The 16,886-nt window shown below is 45.2% G+C and carries 11 protein-coding genes; 6 read left to right on the forward strand and 5 right to left on the reverse strand.

The features are described 5' to 3' along the window. The first annotated feature begins 163 nt into the window (after positions 1-163). Positions 164-1,453 carry an NAD(P)/FAD-dependent oxidoreductase gene (locus N5E84_RS04015; RefSeq protein WP_026028144.1) on the forward strand — a complete coding sequence of 430 codons (1,290 nt, stop codon included), beginning with the start codon at positions 164-166 and terminating at the stop codon, positions 1,451-1,453. 113 nt (positions 1,454-1,566) lie between these two features. Here N5E84_RS04015 and N5E84_RS04020 read toward each other — a convergent pair whose 3' ends face one another. From N5E84_RS04020 to N5E84_RS04035, 4 genes are all read right to left on the reverse strand, one after another. Then, the gene (locus N5E84_RS04020) at positions 1,567-3,648 is read right to left on the reverse strand and encodes a beta-prism lectin domain-containing protein (RefSeq protein WP_019282064.1); all 2,082 of its coding nucleotides are present in this window, start codon (positions 3,646-3,648) and stop codon (positions 1,567-1,569) included. A gap of 420 nt (positions 3,649-4,068) precedes the next feature. Then, positions 4,069-4,839, reverse strand: a complete 771-nt coding sequence (locus N5E84_RS04025; RefSeq protein WP_019282063.1) for a peptidoglycan binding protein CsiV — start codon at positions 4,837-4,839, stop codon at positions 4,069-4,071. 28 nt (positions 4,840-4,867) lie between these two features. Further along, a complete protein-coding gene (gene mfd / locus N5E84_RS04030) occupies positions 4,868-8,329 on the reverse strand; it encodes a transcription-repair coupling factor (protein ID WP_019282062.1) in 3,462 nt (1,153 codons plus the stop codon). Positions 8,330-8,337: 8 nt separating this feature from the next. Continuing rightward, complete coding sequence (locus N5E84_RS04035) at positions 8,338-8,907, reverse strand: hypothetical protein (RefSeq protein WP_019282061.1); 570 nt, start codon at positions 8,905-8,907, stop codon at positions 8,338-8,340. 165 nt (positions 8,908-9,072) lie between these two features. On the opposite strand from N5E84_RS04035, the gene lolC reads away from it, so the two are divergent. Genes lolC through lolE form a run of 3 tightly spaced genes read left to right on the forward strand, consistent with a single transcriptional unit; the run spans position 9,073 to position 12,205 of the window. After that, complete coding sequence (lolC, locus tag N5E84_RS04040) at positions 9,073-10,281, forward strand: lipoprotein-releasing ABC transporter permease subunit LolC (protein WP_019282060.1); 1,209 nt, start codon at positions 9,073-9,075, stop codon at positions 10,279-10,281. Continuing rightward, complete coding sequence (lolD, locus tag N5E84_RS04045; protein ID WP_019282059.1) at positions 10,274-10,960, forward strand: lipoprotein-releasing ABC transporter ATP-binding protein LolD; 687 nt, start codon at positions 10,274-10,276, stop codon at positions 10,958-10,960. Before lolC ends, lolD begins: the two co-directional genes overlap by 8 nt. After that, on the forward strand, positions 10,961-12,205 hold the full coding sequence (lolE, locus tag N5E84_RS04050) for a lipoprotein-releasing ABC transporter permease subunit LolE (protein WP_019282058.1): 1,245 nt from the start codon (positions 10,961-10,963) through the stop codon (positions 12,203-12,205). It begins immediately after the preceding gene. A gap of 138 nt (positions 12,206-12,343) precedes the next feature. Here the strand turns inward: lolE and N5E84_RS04055 are convergent, their stop codons facing one another. Beyond that, entirely contained in the window at positions 12,344-12,853 is a 510-nt protein-coding gene (locus N5E84_RS04055) for a DUF2062 domain-containing protein (protein ID WP_010319231.1), read from the reverse strand. A gap of 6 nt (positions 12,854-12,859) precedes the next feature. Between N5E84_RS04055 and N5E84_RS04060 the strand changes: the two genes are divergently transcribed. Both N5E84_RS04060 and msbA read left to right on the forward strand, forming a co-directional pair. After that, complete coding sequence (locus N5E84_RS04060; protein WP_029388196.1) at positions 12,860-15,103, forward strand: DNA internalization-related competence protein ComEC/Rec2; 2,244 nt, start codon at positions 12,860-12,862, stop codon at positions 15,101-15,103. Positions 15,104-15,135: 32 nt separating this feature from the next. Continuing rightward, positions 15,136-16,884: a lipid A ABC transporter ATP-binding protein/permease MsbA gene (gene msbA, locus N5E84_RS04065; protein ID WP_019282056.1), complete on the forward strand. Its 1,749-nt coding sequence runs from the start codon at positions 15,136-15,138 to the stop codon at positions 16,882-16,884. The last annotated feature ends 2 nt before the right edge of the window (positions 16,885-16,886 follow it).

Below are 16,886 nucleotides of genomic sequence, written 5' to 3' on the forward strand. Positions count from 1 at the left end.
CCTAATTTGTGTGTAGTTACATGCACTTATCCTAATGAAACGTGCTGCGAAGATAGCTTCATTTGCTGAACAAGATTTATCTGAAGCAAGCGCATTACTGAGAATTCCTTCAGTGTGAGATTTCACGCTGAATCATGTTTATTTCTTTTTGAGGATTATTGTTGTGACACGAATTATCGTAGTCGGTGGTGGCGCGGGTGGTTTAGAGCTCGCGACTAAACTTGGTCGCACTCTTGGCCGTAAAAATCGCGCAGAAATCACATTAGTGGATCGTAAAGCAAGCCACTTATGGAAACCGTTATTGCATGAAGTGGCAACGGGTTCATTAGATGAAGGAGTGGATGCGCTAAGCTATCGCGCTCACGCAAAAAATCATCGTTTTGATTTCCAAATGGGTAGTCTTGCTGATATTGATCGTGAACGCAAAGTGATTGTTCTTAGTGAATTGCAAGATGAGCATGGTGAATTGTTAATGCCAAGTCGTGAGCTTGAATATGACATTTTGGTGTTGGCAATCGGTTCAACGTCTAACGACTTCAATACTCCAGGAGTTCGTGAGCATTGTATCTTCCTTGATAGCCCTGAACAGGCAAATCGTTTTCGTACTGAAATGAATAATGAGTTTCTAAAACTTCATGCGAAAAATGGTAACGGTACAGTTGATATTGCGATTGTTGGCGCAGGTGCAACGGGTGTTGAATTATCTGCTGAGCTACATAATGCAGTAAAAGAGCTGCGAACTTATGGTTTTGGCGATCTTGATTCAAGCAAACTGAATGTCAACCTTGTGGAAGCGGGTGAGCGTATTCTACCCGCTCTTCCACCTCGCATTTCTAGTGCTGCACACAGCGAATTAACGAAATTAGGTGTCAACGTTCGTACTGCGACTATGGTCACGCGAGCAGATAAGGATGGCCTAACAACTAAAGATGGCGAAAAGATTCCCGCTCAGATCATGGTGTGGGCTGCTGGCATCAAAGCACCGGATTTTATGAAAGAGATTGCCGGTTTGGAAACAAACCGCATTAATCAGTTAGTGGTAAAAAATACCTTACAAACCACAAGAGATGACGATATTTTTGTGATCGGTGATCTAGCACAATGTACACAAGCCGATGGTTCATTTGTGCCACCTCGTGCACAAGCAGCGCACCAAATGGCAAGCCAAGCGTTCAAGAATATTGTTGCTAAGCTTAACGGGCGTGAGCTCAAACCGTATGTTTATAAAGATCACGGTTCGTTGGTTTCATTAAGTCGTTTTTCTACCGTTGGTAGCTTAATGGGTAATTTAACCAAAGGCTCGATGATGGTTGAAGGTCGTATTGCGCGAGTAGTGTACATTTCTTTGTATCGCATGCACCAAATGGCGCTGCACGGTATGTTCAAAACAGGGTTGATGATGTTAGTTGGCCGTATTAATCGTGTGTTGCGTCCAAACTTAAAGCTTCACTAATATTCCCAGCGTACTGGCCATAAAAAAGCCTCGCCTTTGTTAAAAGGCGAGGCTTTTTTTGTCATCCCCCCACCACCGCCTTGGACGGTAGTGGGGGTTATATCAAATTCAAGTTATTTAATGGTACTTGAGCGATAAGTGTTATGTGTTAGCCAACTAGGCTGAGCATTGGTTGGTACTGAGCCATCTTGGTTAATGTTTGAGAAATGGAACGAATGTTGGTTCCAAATTCTCGTTGCATTTTTCCATGGTTTATCAGCATCGGCTGACTGGTAAACATAAACACCATGGTTGATAGCTCTTTCTGGAGCATAGTCATTTGCTACGACAATAAGCGATGCATTGTTATTGCCTTCTAGATCCGCCACAACAGGGTATTCCCACAAGGTGTCAGATGAGTTTGCAATCGTTGCTAATACAGCACCAGTACGCCCATCGAGGATTCGAACTCTTAGGAAGTCCTGTACGATAACTTCATCAATGCCATCACCAGTGAAGTCATAAGCAGAGACACCAATTTTTCCACTATTAGAGTCATCATTTTTCACAGACCAAACCTTACCGCCTTGCGCATTGTACATGTCAACAGCATAGTAACCAGCGTATACGATACCCATATTCTGTATGTTGTTGTTGATTTTTTCACCCACAATAAACTGTACAGCATTCACATGCTTTTTGAAGGTGAAGATAGGCTTTGGTTTACTCCACACATTTAAGCCTACCAGTTGGGTATTGCTTGGGACTGTATATCGTTCAGTGGTTGCTTTGCTCTTCATGACAGGAACAGCATAAGGAATCGTTTTAGTTTTCCAAACAGGAGCTAGGTAAGAAACTGTTTTGGTATGCCAGCCAAAGAACCAGTAAGAAACTTGTTTTGTTCTCCACTCCAATCCAAGATATGGAACTTCTTTGGTTCGCCACTCTAATGCCGGGTATTTAAAGGCTGAATCTTTTGAACCTAACGTTATTTTCGAACCATCATTGAGAGTGAATTCCATCTCGAGTACGCCATATGTCCACCACGTTTTATATTTGCCGTAGGTTACATCGATAGAGCGGACTTTGCTTGTATCAATAGTATGCAGTGAACCGCCTTGACCACCCACCATATTACTAGCTGTTGATCCAATAGCATCAATCAGATCTCCTGAGCGGATTTTAAGTTGGTTGTCATCTGCTATTTTCACTGGATGGTTGTGATGTAGATGGGTATATCCATAAACAGGGGACTTATCGATTTCATTGGTAGAGGTTGTAGCTTTGCCTAGGAAGTTTGAAATAGCTTGAGCACCACCACCTGGATTTTCAGTATTAGTAATTTCCCATTTCACACTTCCATCACTTTCTAATACAGCAAAAGAGCTATTTTGTGATGCTGAGAGTGACGCTGGTACTGAGATAATGATCTCAGGTTTGTTATCATTATCCAAGTTAGCAACGGCTGAGAACCAAATGTGGTCGTTTGTAGGATGCTGCCAAGTAAATGCGCCATTACTTTGATAAAGAGAGCCATTTGAGAACACTTCTTGTATGCCATCACCATCCACATCCAAGCTTATAGGTGATGGAGACCAATCGTAGGTGAATAATAGCCCAGTATCGTAGTTATAGACACCATCAGCCGATAAGATCTCAACAGAAGAGTCGTTGTTGAGGTCGCTTAATGCGATATTTCCTGATGCGCCACCACCAGTTTTGGTTTTAGTAATCTGCTTTTTAATATTTCCGTTAACATCAAGGATGTTGATGAATTTGCTATCTAGACTCGTGCTAACAATCTCTACCAAGCCATCTCCATCAAGATCAGCTATAGCAGGGGAATAGCGAGCATCGGCTATAACACCACCATTATTGTATGACCAAAGTTCAGAACCATCAACGCCACTCAGGGCTCTAATTATTCCCCCTTTCGCATATTTGTTACCTTCAAAAGTAACAACGATAATATCAGCGATATCATTCTCGTCGATTTTTCCGTCACCATTATCATCATTTAACTGAGCAACGATAGGTGCCGCCATGACTTGGTTAAACTCAGGTTGAAATGAACTGCCTTCCCAAGACCATTTTAATTGTGTTTTTATCTCACTAGGATTGTGATGATGGTGGTTTGATGCGATTGCAATGTTACTTGCTGTGATACTGCCTATTGACAGTAGCCCGGCCGCACATAACGAAAATTTAGAAGTCATCAGGTAACATCTCTCAGTATGTATGTTTGTGTAAATTCGGATTTAAATTAATGTTGTTAACCAGTGCCATGCTTTACGGAAATTTTTCAAGATCTGGATTGAATATTGCACAACATAAGTTAGGAGAGATTATCAAGGCTTAATTAAAGGTATTCAATCCAATATGGTTCTCATAAATGAGAGGTCTTAAAAATGAAACGCTCATTAGTGAAATACATTACCAGTTTAACTTTTAGAAGATCACGTACCCAAACCATTGGAATGGCCTGCAGGTGGTCAGCGAACGGTCATAGATGGCTGTGTTATTGGAATGGTTAATAACAGAATAGCTCTAACCTTTAAGGATATGAAATCAGTGAGCTAAACTGTATGAGAGATGAATAAAAGAAGAAACGCCCAGGCAGGGCGCTTTGTTAGGCTTTATTCTGCAACGCGGCGAACTTGAATGATCATTCCCATTAATGGATGGTCTAGATAGTGGGTTTCGTTGCTGCGCATACGGCGTTTTTGGTCCATCCGATAGCTCTTTAAAAACTCTTCCTTTTCCACTGTTGGGGAGATAGCTTCTAGGTTCCCCAGTTGAACCTCGGCATTTTGCTCTTCAGGTGTAATATCTAACTCCAATGGTTTACTTTGGAGCACGATTTCTCGCACACTCGGGGCTTTTAAGTCGAGCGTGGTTTCAGCATAAAGATAGTGCTGCACATAGATTTGTAATTTACCATCGAGTTCGTAAAGGGGGCTCGCGATGTTTTGTTCTAGCACACCGTTTACTGGCGATTCTTCTAGTACAGCCACTTTTTCACTGCCGTCAGTATTGAATTTAGCGGAGTAATCTTTACCCGCCTGAATATGGAAAATCGGCGCGGAAGCTTTGCCTTGATCGCCTTGACGCCAAGCCGTATGCAATAGCACTTCAAAGCCGGCGTGGTTTTTCAGTTTTTGTGCTTGCTCGTTAAGTTGGTAGTCGGAAAAAGGCAGCATTTTCACGCCTTTTTCTTGGCGATAGTTTAAGTCACTAAAACTGCCCGCGCGTTGAATATTGATCTCAGGCAATGAGTTAGGCCACGACTCACTGACCTTCTCTGCATCAATTGCACGCTTAAAAATGATCACTTCTATGTCAAATTGCCGTTGTGCCAGACTTGGCATCGAAATAAGCAAAAGTAGGAGTGGGATCAGTTTTTTCATTATGGCTCCATCATTTTTTGTGCGTAATTTATGCTCTAGGCATCAGGTTTTGTTGGAATTCGCTGAGCATACTCGACACAAATTGAATTCGTTCACGTCTATCGGCTAATGGTACAGCAAACTTAAACTTAGTTGGCCCTTCCATTGCAAATTTTTTCGGTTGTGATTGCAGAAGTCTAACCAAAAAGACGGGGTTAATGTCAGCATCTGGATAGAACTCAATGTAGCCGCCTTTTTCATGTGCTTCGATTTTCTTCACTTTTATACGTGCAGCATCAATTTTAACTTCAGCAACGCCGAGTAAGTTATTTGCAGCATCAGGTAACTTACCAAAGCGATCAATCAACTCGACTTTGAGCTCGGCGAGCTCATCTCGGCTAGCGACACTCGCTATCTGTTTATACATGGAGAGGCGAGTATTTACATCAGGAATGTAATCATCGGGTAATAGCGCTGGCAAACGCATTTCTACTTCGGTTTGTTCACGAAGCAAATCGTCAAGAGAAGGTTCTCTGCCATTTTTTAATGCTTCAACCGCTTGCTCTAGCATCTCCATATAGAGAGTAAAACCAATCGATTGGATCTGACCGCTCTGTTCATCGCCCAATAATTCACCCGCTCCACGGATTTCTAAATCGTGCGTTGCTAGGGTAAAACCGGCCCCAAGATCTTCAAGAGATGCAATCGCTTCTAAACGTTTCACGGCATCTTTAGTGATGGCTTTAGGATGTGGAGTGAGTAAGTAAGCATAAGCTTGATGGTGAGAACGTCCTACTCGGCCACGAAGTTGGTGTAGCTGCGCTAAGCCCAGGTTATCTGCTCGGTCCATAATGATGGTGTTCGCGGTCGGGACATCAATCCCTGTCTCGATGATGGTTGTGCAAACCAATACATTGAATCGTTGGTGATAAAAGTCGTTCATCACTTTTTCCAGCTCACGTTCACGCATTTGTCCATGGGCGACGGTAATTCGAGCTTCAGGGACCAGCTTTTCTAAATCGGCGGCCACTTTGTCGATAGTTTCTACTTGGTTATGTAGAAAATAAACCTGTCCACCGCGCATGATTTCACGTAATACGGCCTCTCGAATCGTATTGTCATCATGTTGGCGTACAAAGGTTTTGATGGCTAATCGTCGTGCGGGTGGTGTGGCGATAATCGATAGATCGCGCATTCCGCTCATCGCCATGTTTAATGTGCGCGGAATCGGTGTTGCCGTTAGCGTGAGAATATCCACATCAGCACGCATCGCTTTCACTTTTTCTTTTTGGCGAACGCCAAAACGGTGTTCTTCATCAACGATCAAAAGACCAAGATCGCTAAATTTTAGCTCGCTGGAAAGCAGTTTATGCGTGCCAACCAAAATGTCGACTTTGCCGTCAGCGACATCTTGTAGAATCTGCTTTTGCTCTTTCGCTGATTTGAAGCGTGATAAAACTTCGACACGGATCGGCAGGTTAGCGAATCGGTCTCGAAAGTTCTCAAAATGCTGCTGTGCGAGTAAGGTTGTCGGCACTAATACAGCCACTTGTTTATTGTTGTCGGTGCAAACAAAGGCGGCGCGCATGGCGACTTCTGTTTTGCCAAATCCAACGTCACCACACACTAATCGGTCCATCGCTTTTTTCTGACACATGTCCGATAGCACGGCGTTGATAGCTGTATTTTGATCATCGGTTTCTTCAAATGGGAAACCTGCTTTAAAGGTCGCGTATTGGCCACGATCCAGAGCGAACTTATAGCCTGGTTTGAGCTCTCGCTTGGCGTAAACATCCAGCAGCTCTGCAGCAACATCGCGGACTTTTTCGGCCGCTTTTCGTCGTGCCTTGGTCCATGCTTCACCCCCGAGTTTATGCAATGGTGCGCTTTCTTCCGCGCCGCCAGAGTAACGACTAATGAGATTCAATGAAGCGACAGGGACATAAAGTTTGGCTTCGTTTTGATACTCAAGGGTGACGTATTCGGTCATCATGCCACCCGCTTCAAGCGTCTGTAACCCGAGATAACGGCCGATACCATGATCAATATGAACAACGGGTTGCCCTGGTTTGAGTTCAGCTAAGTTACGAATGACAGCGTCACTATTGGTGACTTTACGATCTTTCTTACGGCGAAGAATGACACGGTCACCGAGTAAATCACTTTCGCAGATAAACGCTAAGTTGGCATTGTTATCAATAAAGCCGTGCTCAGATGCCCCTAATACGAGACATTGTTTTTCTTTTGCTTGGCACGCTTGCTGGAAGGTTTCTTTTTCGATAGGGCGCAGTTTTACGCGTTGCAATAGCTCTAGTAATGCTTCGCGACGGCCTTCTGATTCGACGGAAAAAATGATTTTCCCAGTGAAACTTTCACTAAATTGCCGGATGGCGGCTAAAGGCTCTTTATTTTGATGCATGACCGCCAAGTCGGGTAATGCACTGACCGCTAAATTGATCCGCCCTTGCTTTTCTGAAATCGGTTCTACACTGAGTTGGAGCTGAGCCACGTTTTTGAAAAGACTGAAAAGCTCATCTTTTTTAAGCCACAATTCATGAGGCGGCAGTAACGGGCGAAGAGGGTCAACTTTACGCTGCTGGTAACGATATTCGACGTCGGTTAAAAACTGGTCAATCGCTGTTTCGATATTTCCTACGATAATTAGTTGGCTTTCTGGCGCGATATAATCGAACAAGGTTTCGGTGTGTTCAAAAAATAGTGGTTGCCAGTATTCAATACCGGCTGGCCAAATCCCCTTTGAGACTTGCATATAGACAGATTCTGGTTCACGACGCGCTTCAAATCGTTGACGCCAGCGGGTGCGGAAATCTTCAATCGCACTTTCTGTGGTGGGAAATTCATGAGCAGGTAGCAAGCGTATCTCACTGATTTCTTCAATTGAGCGTTGATTCTCAGGATCGAAGGTGCGTATGGTGTCGATTTCATCATCAAAAAAATCAATGCGATAAGGATCGCTGCTGCCCATTGGAAATAAATCAAGAATCGAACCTCGGCTGGCGTACTCGCCTGGGCCAAACACTTGATCAACATGACGATAGCCCGATTTTTCCAGCTGAAGACGCAGTTTATCTAAGGAAAACTGATCGCCAGTTTTAACCATCAGGGTATGCTGTAGCAGAAATTCTCGCGGCGTCTGACGCTGCAATATGGTGCTCACTGGCACAATGGTAATGCCTGTTTTCAAGCTCGGTAATTGATACAGGCGCGCGATGCGATCAGAAATGATCTCTTGATGAGGCGAAAAACTATCATAAGGCAAAGTTTCCCAATCAGGAAACAGCGCCACTTCGGCGTCACTAAACTGCTCAATTTCGTGCTGCAGCTTTAAGGCGGTTTGAGGATCAGGTACAGCCAGTAAAGTGTGGCTATTATGCTGGTTGGCCAGCTCTGCAATTGCCAACGCAAGGCTTGCACCACGTAGGTTACCAATGTGTTTTTTGTCGCCCGCGCCAGCAGGTTTAATCAGAGTCAGTAAAGAGTGTGTAGTCATGAGAACGCTTATGGTTTATTTCGGTCTAAAGAGCGTTGACGCAGCAATTTTTGCTGCTGGTACAGTGCGGCTTTAATCAAGAGATCTTGGTCAGTATCTCGCAGTAAATCGTATTTCATCGTGATGAGATAGTGTTGCTCGTCAGCTTGGCAATCAATCACCGAACTATAGCAATAAATAGCGGCTGCAGGGTGGTCCAAAAACAGTTTACAGCGGGCTTGGGTACCAATCTCTAGTGCATTTGGATAACGAAGAGAGAAGCGACTGGCACCAAATGTGCTGGTGATGAAGCGTGAATGTGGCTCATCTTGCTGTGACAGCATAAAGGTTAGCAACAAATTCAGTTTCGAATTTTGAGTATCAAGTAACTGAACGACGTGCTTGAAATCACTATTTTTCAGTTCTAGTCGTGCACTTTCGGTGAGTGCATCCAACTGGCTAAACTCACTGGCCACAATAAATGGGTCAGGAATCTCCGCTTCAAATATTGATTGGGAAGGTAGCATAAATGTGCTGTCTAAAAGTTCAATATTGGTTGTCAGTCCATAGTGAACCGTAAAAAATTCTTGCTCGGTCATAAAGGCATCCTTCTCATCGCTTTGTTGATTATCGTCATACCGGCGAACTAATCAAGGTATGTCCTTGTTATCGAGTCTATTTAACCGATTTTTGGCAAATTAAAGCTACAACCTTCCACCGTTTCTCGTTACAGTACTGAGCATCACTTTTAGGCGGTTTTTCTTATGTTTCATCCTATTTCGGCGTTCATCGGCTTGCGTTATTTACGTGGGCGATCCGGTGATAGATTCAGTCGATTTGTCTCTTATATGTCTACGGCGGGGATAACCATTGGCGTGATGTCACTGGTGACGGTGCTTTCGGTCATGAATGGCTTTGAATCCCAGCTCAAAAATAGAATTTTAGGTGTGTTGCCTCAGGCTGTAGTTTCGCAAAATGGCGATCGCACTTTGCTCACGCAAGATGTGCCTCAATTCATTAGCCAACTCTCTAGCGCCAGAGCGGCTGAACCGATTGTACGCAGTGAAGCGGTTGTTCAAAGCTCATCGCAACTGGCCGCAGGCTTGTTGGTGGGAATTGAACCTAATCAACATGATCCGATTGCGGCGCACTTGATTGCGGGTCAAGTGAGTGCGCTCAAGCCGGGCGAATATCAACTGTTCCTTGGCCATTCATTGGCGCGGGCGCTCAACGTGACAATTGGCGATAAAGTGCGTTTGATGGTCACTTCAGCTAGCCAATTTACCCCCTTAGGCCGTATTCCTGCGCAGCGTAATTTTACAGTCGCAGGCATCTTCAATACGGGGTCTGATGTGGATGGACAGCTGATGCTGACGCACATCAAAGATGCAGCGCGATTGCTTCGTTTACCATCAAATACTGTGTCGGGATGGCGGCTCTTTTTTGACGATCCTTTTGTGGTCGCAGACCTAGCTAGCGCACCTTTGCCTGAGGGATGGCAATGGAGTGACTGGCGAGATCAGCGTGGCGAGTTGTTCCAAGCTGTTCGCATGGAAAAAAATATGATGGGTTTGATGCTTGGGTTGATTGTTGGCGTGGCGGCTTTCAATATCATTTCCGCGTTGATCATGGTGGTGATGGAAAAACAAGCTGAGGTCGCGATTTTGAAAACGCAAGGCATGACAGATCAACAAGTACTGGCCATTTTTATGGTTCAAGGCGCAAGTAGTGGAGTGATTGGTTCGCTTGTCGGTGGTGTGTTAGGCGTATTGCTTGCCAATAACCTCAATGGATTATTAGAAAGCATGGGTGTAGCGCTGTTCTCTGTGGGGGGAACGCTGCCTGTAGTGATTAACCCCATGCAAATTATGTTGGTGGTGATAGCAGCTATCACGCTCAGCTTATTCGCGACACTGTTTCCTTCCTACCGCGCGTCATCCGTAAAACCTGCCGAGGCTTTAAGATATGAATAACCTTTTACAATGCCATAACGTATGCAAAACCTACCAAGAAGGGGAGCTACGGACTCAAGTGCTAAAAGGCGTCAGTTTTGGCATTCAAGCGGGAGAGTTAGTCTCAATTATTGGGACTTCTGGATCTGGGAAAAGTACGTTATTGCACATTCTGGGTGCACTGGATGAGGCAACCGAAGGTTCAGTGTCGTTTTTAGGTCAGGATTTATCGAGCTTAAGCTCCAATAAACAAGCGAACATTCGCAATCAACATTTGGGTTTTGTGTACCAGTTCCACCATTTATTAGCCGATTTCACCGCTCTTGAGAATGTTGCCATGCCGTTGCTTATTGGTGGCCAAAAAGCATCGCGTGCTAAACAGGCCGCGCAAGCACTGTTAGAAAAAGTGGGATTGGGACATCGTTTATCTCATCGACCCTCAGAGCTCTCTGGTGGAGAGCGGCAACGGGTAGCGATTGCGCGAGCGCTTGTTAATCAACCCGATTTGGTGTTAGCCGATGAGCCTACGGGCAACCTTGATCACAAAACGGCGCTGGCGATTTATGATTTGATGCGTCAAATGAATCAAGAGTTTGGCACGGCATTTTTAGTGGTAACGCATGATAGCGAACTTGCTGAAAAAATGGACAGACAGATGCACATGCAAGATGGTTTGCTGATTAATGTGGAGGCATCGTAGATGTTCACCTCGCTCTCTTTAGTGATTGGTCGGCGTTTTAGCCTGGCAAAGCAGCGTAATAAAATGGTGTCGTTTATCTCGCTCTCTTCCATTATCGGTATCGCCGTGGGCGTTGCGGTGATCATCGTGGGTTTGTCGGCGATGAATGGTTTTGAGAGAGAGCTGCAGAACCGCGTGTTATCTGTCATTGCACACGGAGAGTTTGAAGGGGTTCAAAAACCCATCACGAATTGGTCGTCATTAGTCAAGCAAGCCGTGCAGCATCCAAAAGTGGAAGCGGCCGCTCCTTATGTAAAATTGACGGCGCTGGCAGAGAAAGGTGCGCAACTGAAAGCGATTGAGGTGCGCGGAATTGATCCGCAAATGGAGCGCGCCGTGTCGCGTTTATCTCAATTTGTCTCTTCCGATGCATGGCAAGGTTTTGTCGCAGGTCAGCAACAGGTCATTTTAGGCAAAGGAGTGGCGGATAAATTGGGCGCGGCAGTCGGTGACTATGTCACTTTGATGATCCCCTCTACGAATGAGAGCGCTAAAGTTCAAGCGCCAAAGCGCGTGCGCGTCAAGGTCTCAGGGCTTTTGGAACTCAATGGCCAAATTGACCACAGCCTTGCATTAGTGCCATTGGCAGATGCACAAGCTTACGCCAAATTAGGAGAGCGAGTGACGGGCGTTGCGATCAAGGTCTCAGAGGTATTAAATGCAACTCAAATTGTAAGAGAGGTCGGCAATACGCTTGATCAATACGTCTATCTACGCAGTTGGCAGCAAAAGTTTGGCTTTTTGTACCGTGATATTCAGCTGGTCAGAACCATTATGTATTTGGTGATGGTGTTGGTGATTGGTGTGGCGAGCTTCAACATCGTTTCAACACTTATGATGGCGGTCAAAGATCGTGCGGCTGAAATCGCTATTTTGCGCACTATGGGCGCGACCGATGGATTAGTGAAACGAATTTTTGTCTGGCAGGGTGTTTTCTCTGGTGTATTAGGCAGTGTGATAGGTGGCGTGTTAGGTGTGCTGATTGCGTGGAATTTAACAGCGTTAATCAAAGGATTAGAACGGTTAGTCGGCCATCAGTTTTTGTCTGGTGATATCTATTTTGTCGACTTTTTGCCATCACAAGTGAACCTATCGGATGTGGTGCTTGTCTCTTCGACGGCGATTGTGTTGAGCCTATTAGCTACTTGGTATCCGGCCTCTAGGGCCAGTCAACTGAATCCGGCGTCTGTGCTTAGCGCTAAATAATCTCAACTCGGATTCTTTTCGTTCATCAGCATTGAGCTATTTTTAGCAAACCAAAAGGACCACTTGGTCCTTTTTCAACATCATGCGACATCGTTTTACATGCTCAGTTGTATAGCCAGTCTCAATCTCTTGAAGCTTTTATCTCGCTTGGCGCTTTTGCCAGCTTCTTACGACAGAATAGCGCCATAAACCGTGAATGCCGAAGTAGCCAATTATGGCGGAGATCACTCCGCACATCATGCAACCCAAAAGGAATGGCGGACCAATGGTACTCATTTGTTGCATGATAAAATGCCAAGAGAGTTCAAAGTGAAATGGTTGTGGTGGTGTTTGCATTACCCATGCGCCAAGCTTGTAGGCGAAGTAGAACAGCACTGGCATGGTGATGGGGTTGCTAATCCAGACCAAGGCTACAGAGAGCGGTAAATTGACGCCGCACATAATGGCAAGGCCAGCGGACATGATCATTTGACTCGGAAGTGGAACAAAAGCCATGAACAAACCTACGGCGAAGGCGCCCGCTGCTGAGCGGCGGTTCAAACACCATAAATTGGGGTTGTACAGCACATTGCCAAAAATTTTTAATGCCTTCTGACGCTTAATCACTTCATGGTTAGGCATAAAACGTTTGATGAACTTTCTTGGCATCGTGACATGACTCTCTTATCTAATTACTGGACCCTAGCTTCGTTTTCGCTAACCGCCATTTCTGCTTCTTATTGGCCTTGGATGCCAGATTGGAAATGGAGTATGCCTCTATTCGCCATTCTTATACTCTCTGTCGGTTATAGAAAACTGCGCTTTCTCTCAGGAGTAACAATGGCTTTAGTGGTCATTTTGATCAGCGGGAACTTATTACGTGAGCAGTCCAACACTATTTTTCAGACAGGTTCGGATATTACCATAAACGGACAGGTTAACAGCTTTTTTAGACAAATTAGTCATGGTTATGAAGGAACAATTTCGATTCGATCAATCAATGGTCAAACCTTAGGCATTTTTTTGCGGCCCAAGGTGCGATTAATTGCTCCTTTGCCGTTGAAGTATGGTGACGTGGCTGAATTCTCCATCACAGTAAAACCTATCTTTGGTCGGTTAAATGAGACCGGGTTTGATGCAGAGGCGTACTCTTTGAGCCAAGGTATTGTGGCTCGTGCAACGGTTAATAATGGACAGTCTTATCGCATTGAATCATCACCAGAATGGCGAGCACAATGCTACCAGAAGATCAAAACCTGGCTCGCTGATGATCCCAATCTTGGTATTTTAATGGCGCTTACGTTTGGTGAGCGCAGTGATATTTCAACGGCACAGTGGCAAGCATTACGAGACAGTGGGCTGATTCATTTGGTTGCCATTTCTGGTCTGCACATTGGCATCGCGTTTGGTTTTGGTTATAGCCTTGGGCTCGTATTGATGCGTTTACATCATCGTATGGGGTGGTCGCCATTCGTCGTAGGAAGCTTGTGCGCACTAGGCTATGCTTGGTTGGCTGGCTTTACCTTGCCCACTCAACGCGCACTGATCATGTGTTTGCTTAATGTGGCGATGATTGTCCTCAATGTCCGTATCAATACGTTGCAGCGACTGCTTATGACGTTATCGGCGGTGCTGCTCATCGATCCTTTTGCTGCGTTATCCAGTAGCTTTTGGATGTCCTTTATTGCTGTCTCAGTGGTGTTCTACCAACTTTCTCTACCTCAAACTCAGCGATTTTTTTTATGGCGTTTATTGACGATGCAGATTGGGTTAGTGCTGTGTATGCTTCCGGTAACTGCTTATTTTTTCGGTGGAGTCAGTACCAGTGCGGCGCTCTATAACTTAGTGTTTATTCCTTGGTTCAGTTTTGTGGTGGTTCCGGCGATCTTTGTTGCTTTAGGGTGTACGGTTTTGACTTTTGATGGCGCACCTATGGTGTGGCATTGGGTGGCTAAATTACTCATTCCCGTTGATTGGTCAATTCATTATTCAAGCCTCAGTTGGTTTCCTATTTCTGGAGCTGTTTTGGTTCTGTTGAGCAGTGCTCTGTTGCTGTTTGTGTTTTCACCGTTGATCTCGCGTTTTGCACTTGCGGTTTACAGCCTAATTGTGATGGTTTCTTGGCTCACCATTCCGGTAAAAACGGGTTGGCGGATTGATGTGTTAGATGTTGGGCATGGGTTGGCGGTGTTGATCGAAAAAGAAGGACGCTACGTGCTTTATGATACTGGTGCAAGTTGGCAAGGTGGTGATCACATCCAAGCAACAGTTGCCCCCGTGTTAAACAAACGGGGAGCTACGCAATTAGACGGGTTGATTTTGAGTCACTTGGATAACGACCATGCAGGTGGAAGAGCGGAAGTTGAGCGTGTTTGGCAGCCCAAATGGAAACGTGCTAGTCAAACGATAGCGGGTTACCAACCTTGTATTGCTGGCGAACAATGGCAGTGGCAACAACTCTCTTTTGACGTTATCTGGCCACCTAAAACTGTAGCGCGGGCTTACAATCCTCACTCTTGCGTGATTCGAATCTTTGACTCAAATACCGGTTTTTCAGTGCTTTTACCCGGGGATGTGGATGCAATGAGTGAGTGGTTACTTGCGCGAACAGAGCAATCCTTACAAAGTCATATCCTGCTTGTACCACACCACGGTAGTAGGACATCTTCTACTGTTGCTTTGATTCGTAAGGTGAATCCTGAGGTCGCTATTGCCTCGCTCGCCAAAGGCGGACGCTGGCAATTACCTTCCGCACAGGTTGTTCAACGCTACCAACAACATGGAGCAAACTGGTTGGATACGGGTGAAGCAGGGCAAATTAGCGTTATTTTTGGCATGCAGAATTATCAAGTTAGCAGCTTGCGTATCTCTCGCTCTCAGCCTTGGTATAGGCAGATGCTCCGTAACGAGGTAGAATGAGCGCAATATTTTCTTAAAAACAAAGCATTTCTATGTCACTCAATACTGACGAAACCACTTGGCAAACCTTCAAACGCCTGTGGACCTATATCCGCCTATATAAATCTGGCTTAGCAGTTGCGGTTGTCGCATTGATTATCAATGCGGTCTCTGACACCTATATGGTGTCATTACTTAAGCCTCTTCTAGATGAAGGGTTTGGGAATGCGGAATCCGATTTCTTGCGAGTGCTGCCTTTTATTATTTTGGGGATGATGGCGCTGCGTGGTTTAAGTGGCTTTGTCTCCTCGTACTGCTTGAGCTGGGTTTCTGGCAATGTTGTGATGTTGATGCGTCGAAAAATCTTCAATCAATTCATGCATATGCCTGTTAGTTTTTTTGATAGAGAATCAACGGGTGGTCTGTTATCACGTATCACCTATGATTCAGAGCAAGTGGCTGGGGCGACCAGTCGTGCATTGGTCAGCATTGTTCGCGAAGGTGCGAGTATCATCGGCCTATTGACCTTGATGTTTTGGAATAGCTGGCAGTTATCTTTGGTATTAATCGTGGTTGCGCCAGTGGTTGCTATGGGGATTGGCATTGTCTCTAAACGTTTTCGCAAGATATCAAAAGGGATGCAGACCACCATGGGTGATGTGACCTCTTCAGCAGAGCAGATGCTAAAAGGGCACAAAGTCGTACTGAGCTATGGTGGACAAGACGTAGAGCGTAAACGTTTTGACCATGTCAGCAATCAAATGCGTCAACAAACAATGAAGCTGGTTGCGGCGCAGTCCACTGCTGACCCTATTATTCAAATGATTGCTTCTTTAGCACTTGTCACTGTGCTGTTTTTAGCCAGCGTTGATTCTATTCGTGCCGAATTAACACCAGGTACTTTTACGGTGGTATTCTCGGCAATGTTTGGCTTGATGCGACCACTGAAAGCGTTAACGAGTGTTACCTCCGATTTCCAACGTGGTATGGCGGCCAGCCAAACATTATTTGAGCTGATTGATTTAGAAACCGAGCGCGACACTGGTCAGTTTGAAGCCGAAAAAGTACGTGGTGACGTTAGAGTTCAGGATGTGACCTTTACTTATCAAGGTAAAGAAAAACCAGCGCTGTCTCATGTGAGTTTTGAGATTCCTCAAGGTAAAACTGTCGCGCTTGTTGGGCGTTCCGGCTCAGGGAAAAGTACTATCGCGAGCCTCTTGACTCGTTTTTATGATGTCGATTCAGGTGCTATCTATCTAGATGATCATGATATTCGTGACTATAAACTGAAGAACTTACGCACTCACTTTGCGCTGGTTTCGCAAAACGTTCACCTTTTTAACGATACCATTGCCAATAATATTGCCTACGCGGCAGAAAATGAGTTTACGCGTGAGCAAATTGAGCACGCAGCTAGGCTTGCTCATGCCATGGAGTTTATCAATAGCATGCCTGATGGCTTGGATACCATGATTGGTGAGAATGGAGCCAGTTTATCGGGTGGTCAACGTCAACGAGTAGCGATTGCACGAGCGTTATTACGTGATGCACCCGTACTTATCCTAGATGAGGCGACTTCTGCGTTGGATACAGAATCTGAGAGAGCGATTCAATCAGCACTTGAAGAGCTACAAAAGAATAAAACGGTATTGGTCATTGCGCACCGCTTGTCGACGATTGAAGAAGCCGATGAAATTCTAGTGGTCGATGAGGGTGAAATTATCGAACGTGGTCATCATGCTCAGTTAATTGCACAGGATGGGGCGTATGCCCAACTACATCGAATTCAATTTGGTGACTAATC

This window comes from Vibrio sp. J502 (assembly GCF_025397955.1).
Classification (GTDB): domain Bacteria; phylum Pseudomonadota; class Gammaproteobacteria; order Enterobacterales; family Vibrionaceae; genus Vibrio; species Vibrio anguillarum.

Coding starts and splice junctions, on each gene's coding strand:
- msbA (WP_019282056.1), top strand. CDS start 15,136: ATGTCACTCAATACTGACGAAACCACTTGGCAAACCTTCAAACGCCTG.
- lolE (WP_019282058.1), top strand. CDS start 10,961: ATGTTCACCTCGCTCTCTTTAGTGATTGGTCGGCGTTTTAGCCTGGCA.
- N5E84_RS04025 (WP_019282063.1), bottom strand. CDS start 4,839: ATGAAAAAACTGATCCCACTCCTACTTTTGCTTATTTCGATGCCAAGT.
- mfd (WP_019282062.1), bottom strand. CDS start 8,329: ATGACTACACACTCTTTACTGACTCTGATTAAACCTGCTGGCGCGGGC.
- N5E84_RS04055 (WP_010319231.1), bottom strand. CDS start 12,853: ATGCCAAGAAAGTTCATCAAACGTTTTATGCCTAACCATGAAGTGATT.
- N5E84_RS04020 (WP_019282064.1), bottom strand. CDS start 3,648: ATGACTTCTAAATTTTCGTTATGTGCGGCCGGGCTACTGTCAATAGGC.
- N5E84_RS04035 (WP_019282061.1), bottom strand. CDS start 8,907: ATGACCGAGCAAGAATTTTTTACGGTTCACTATGGACTGACAACCAAT.
- lolC (WP_019282060.1), top strand. CDS start 9,073: ATGTTTCATCCTATTTCGGCGTTCATCGGCTTGCGTTATTTACGTGGG.
- lolD (WP_019282059.1), top strand. CDS start 10,274: ATGAATAACCTTTTACAATGCCATAACGTATGCAAAACCTACCAAGAA.
- N5E84_RS04060 (WP_029388196.1), top strand. CDS start 12,860: ATGACTCTCTTATCTAATTACTGGACCCTAGCTTCGTTTTCGCTAACC.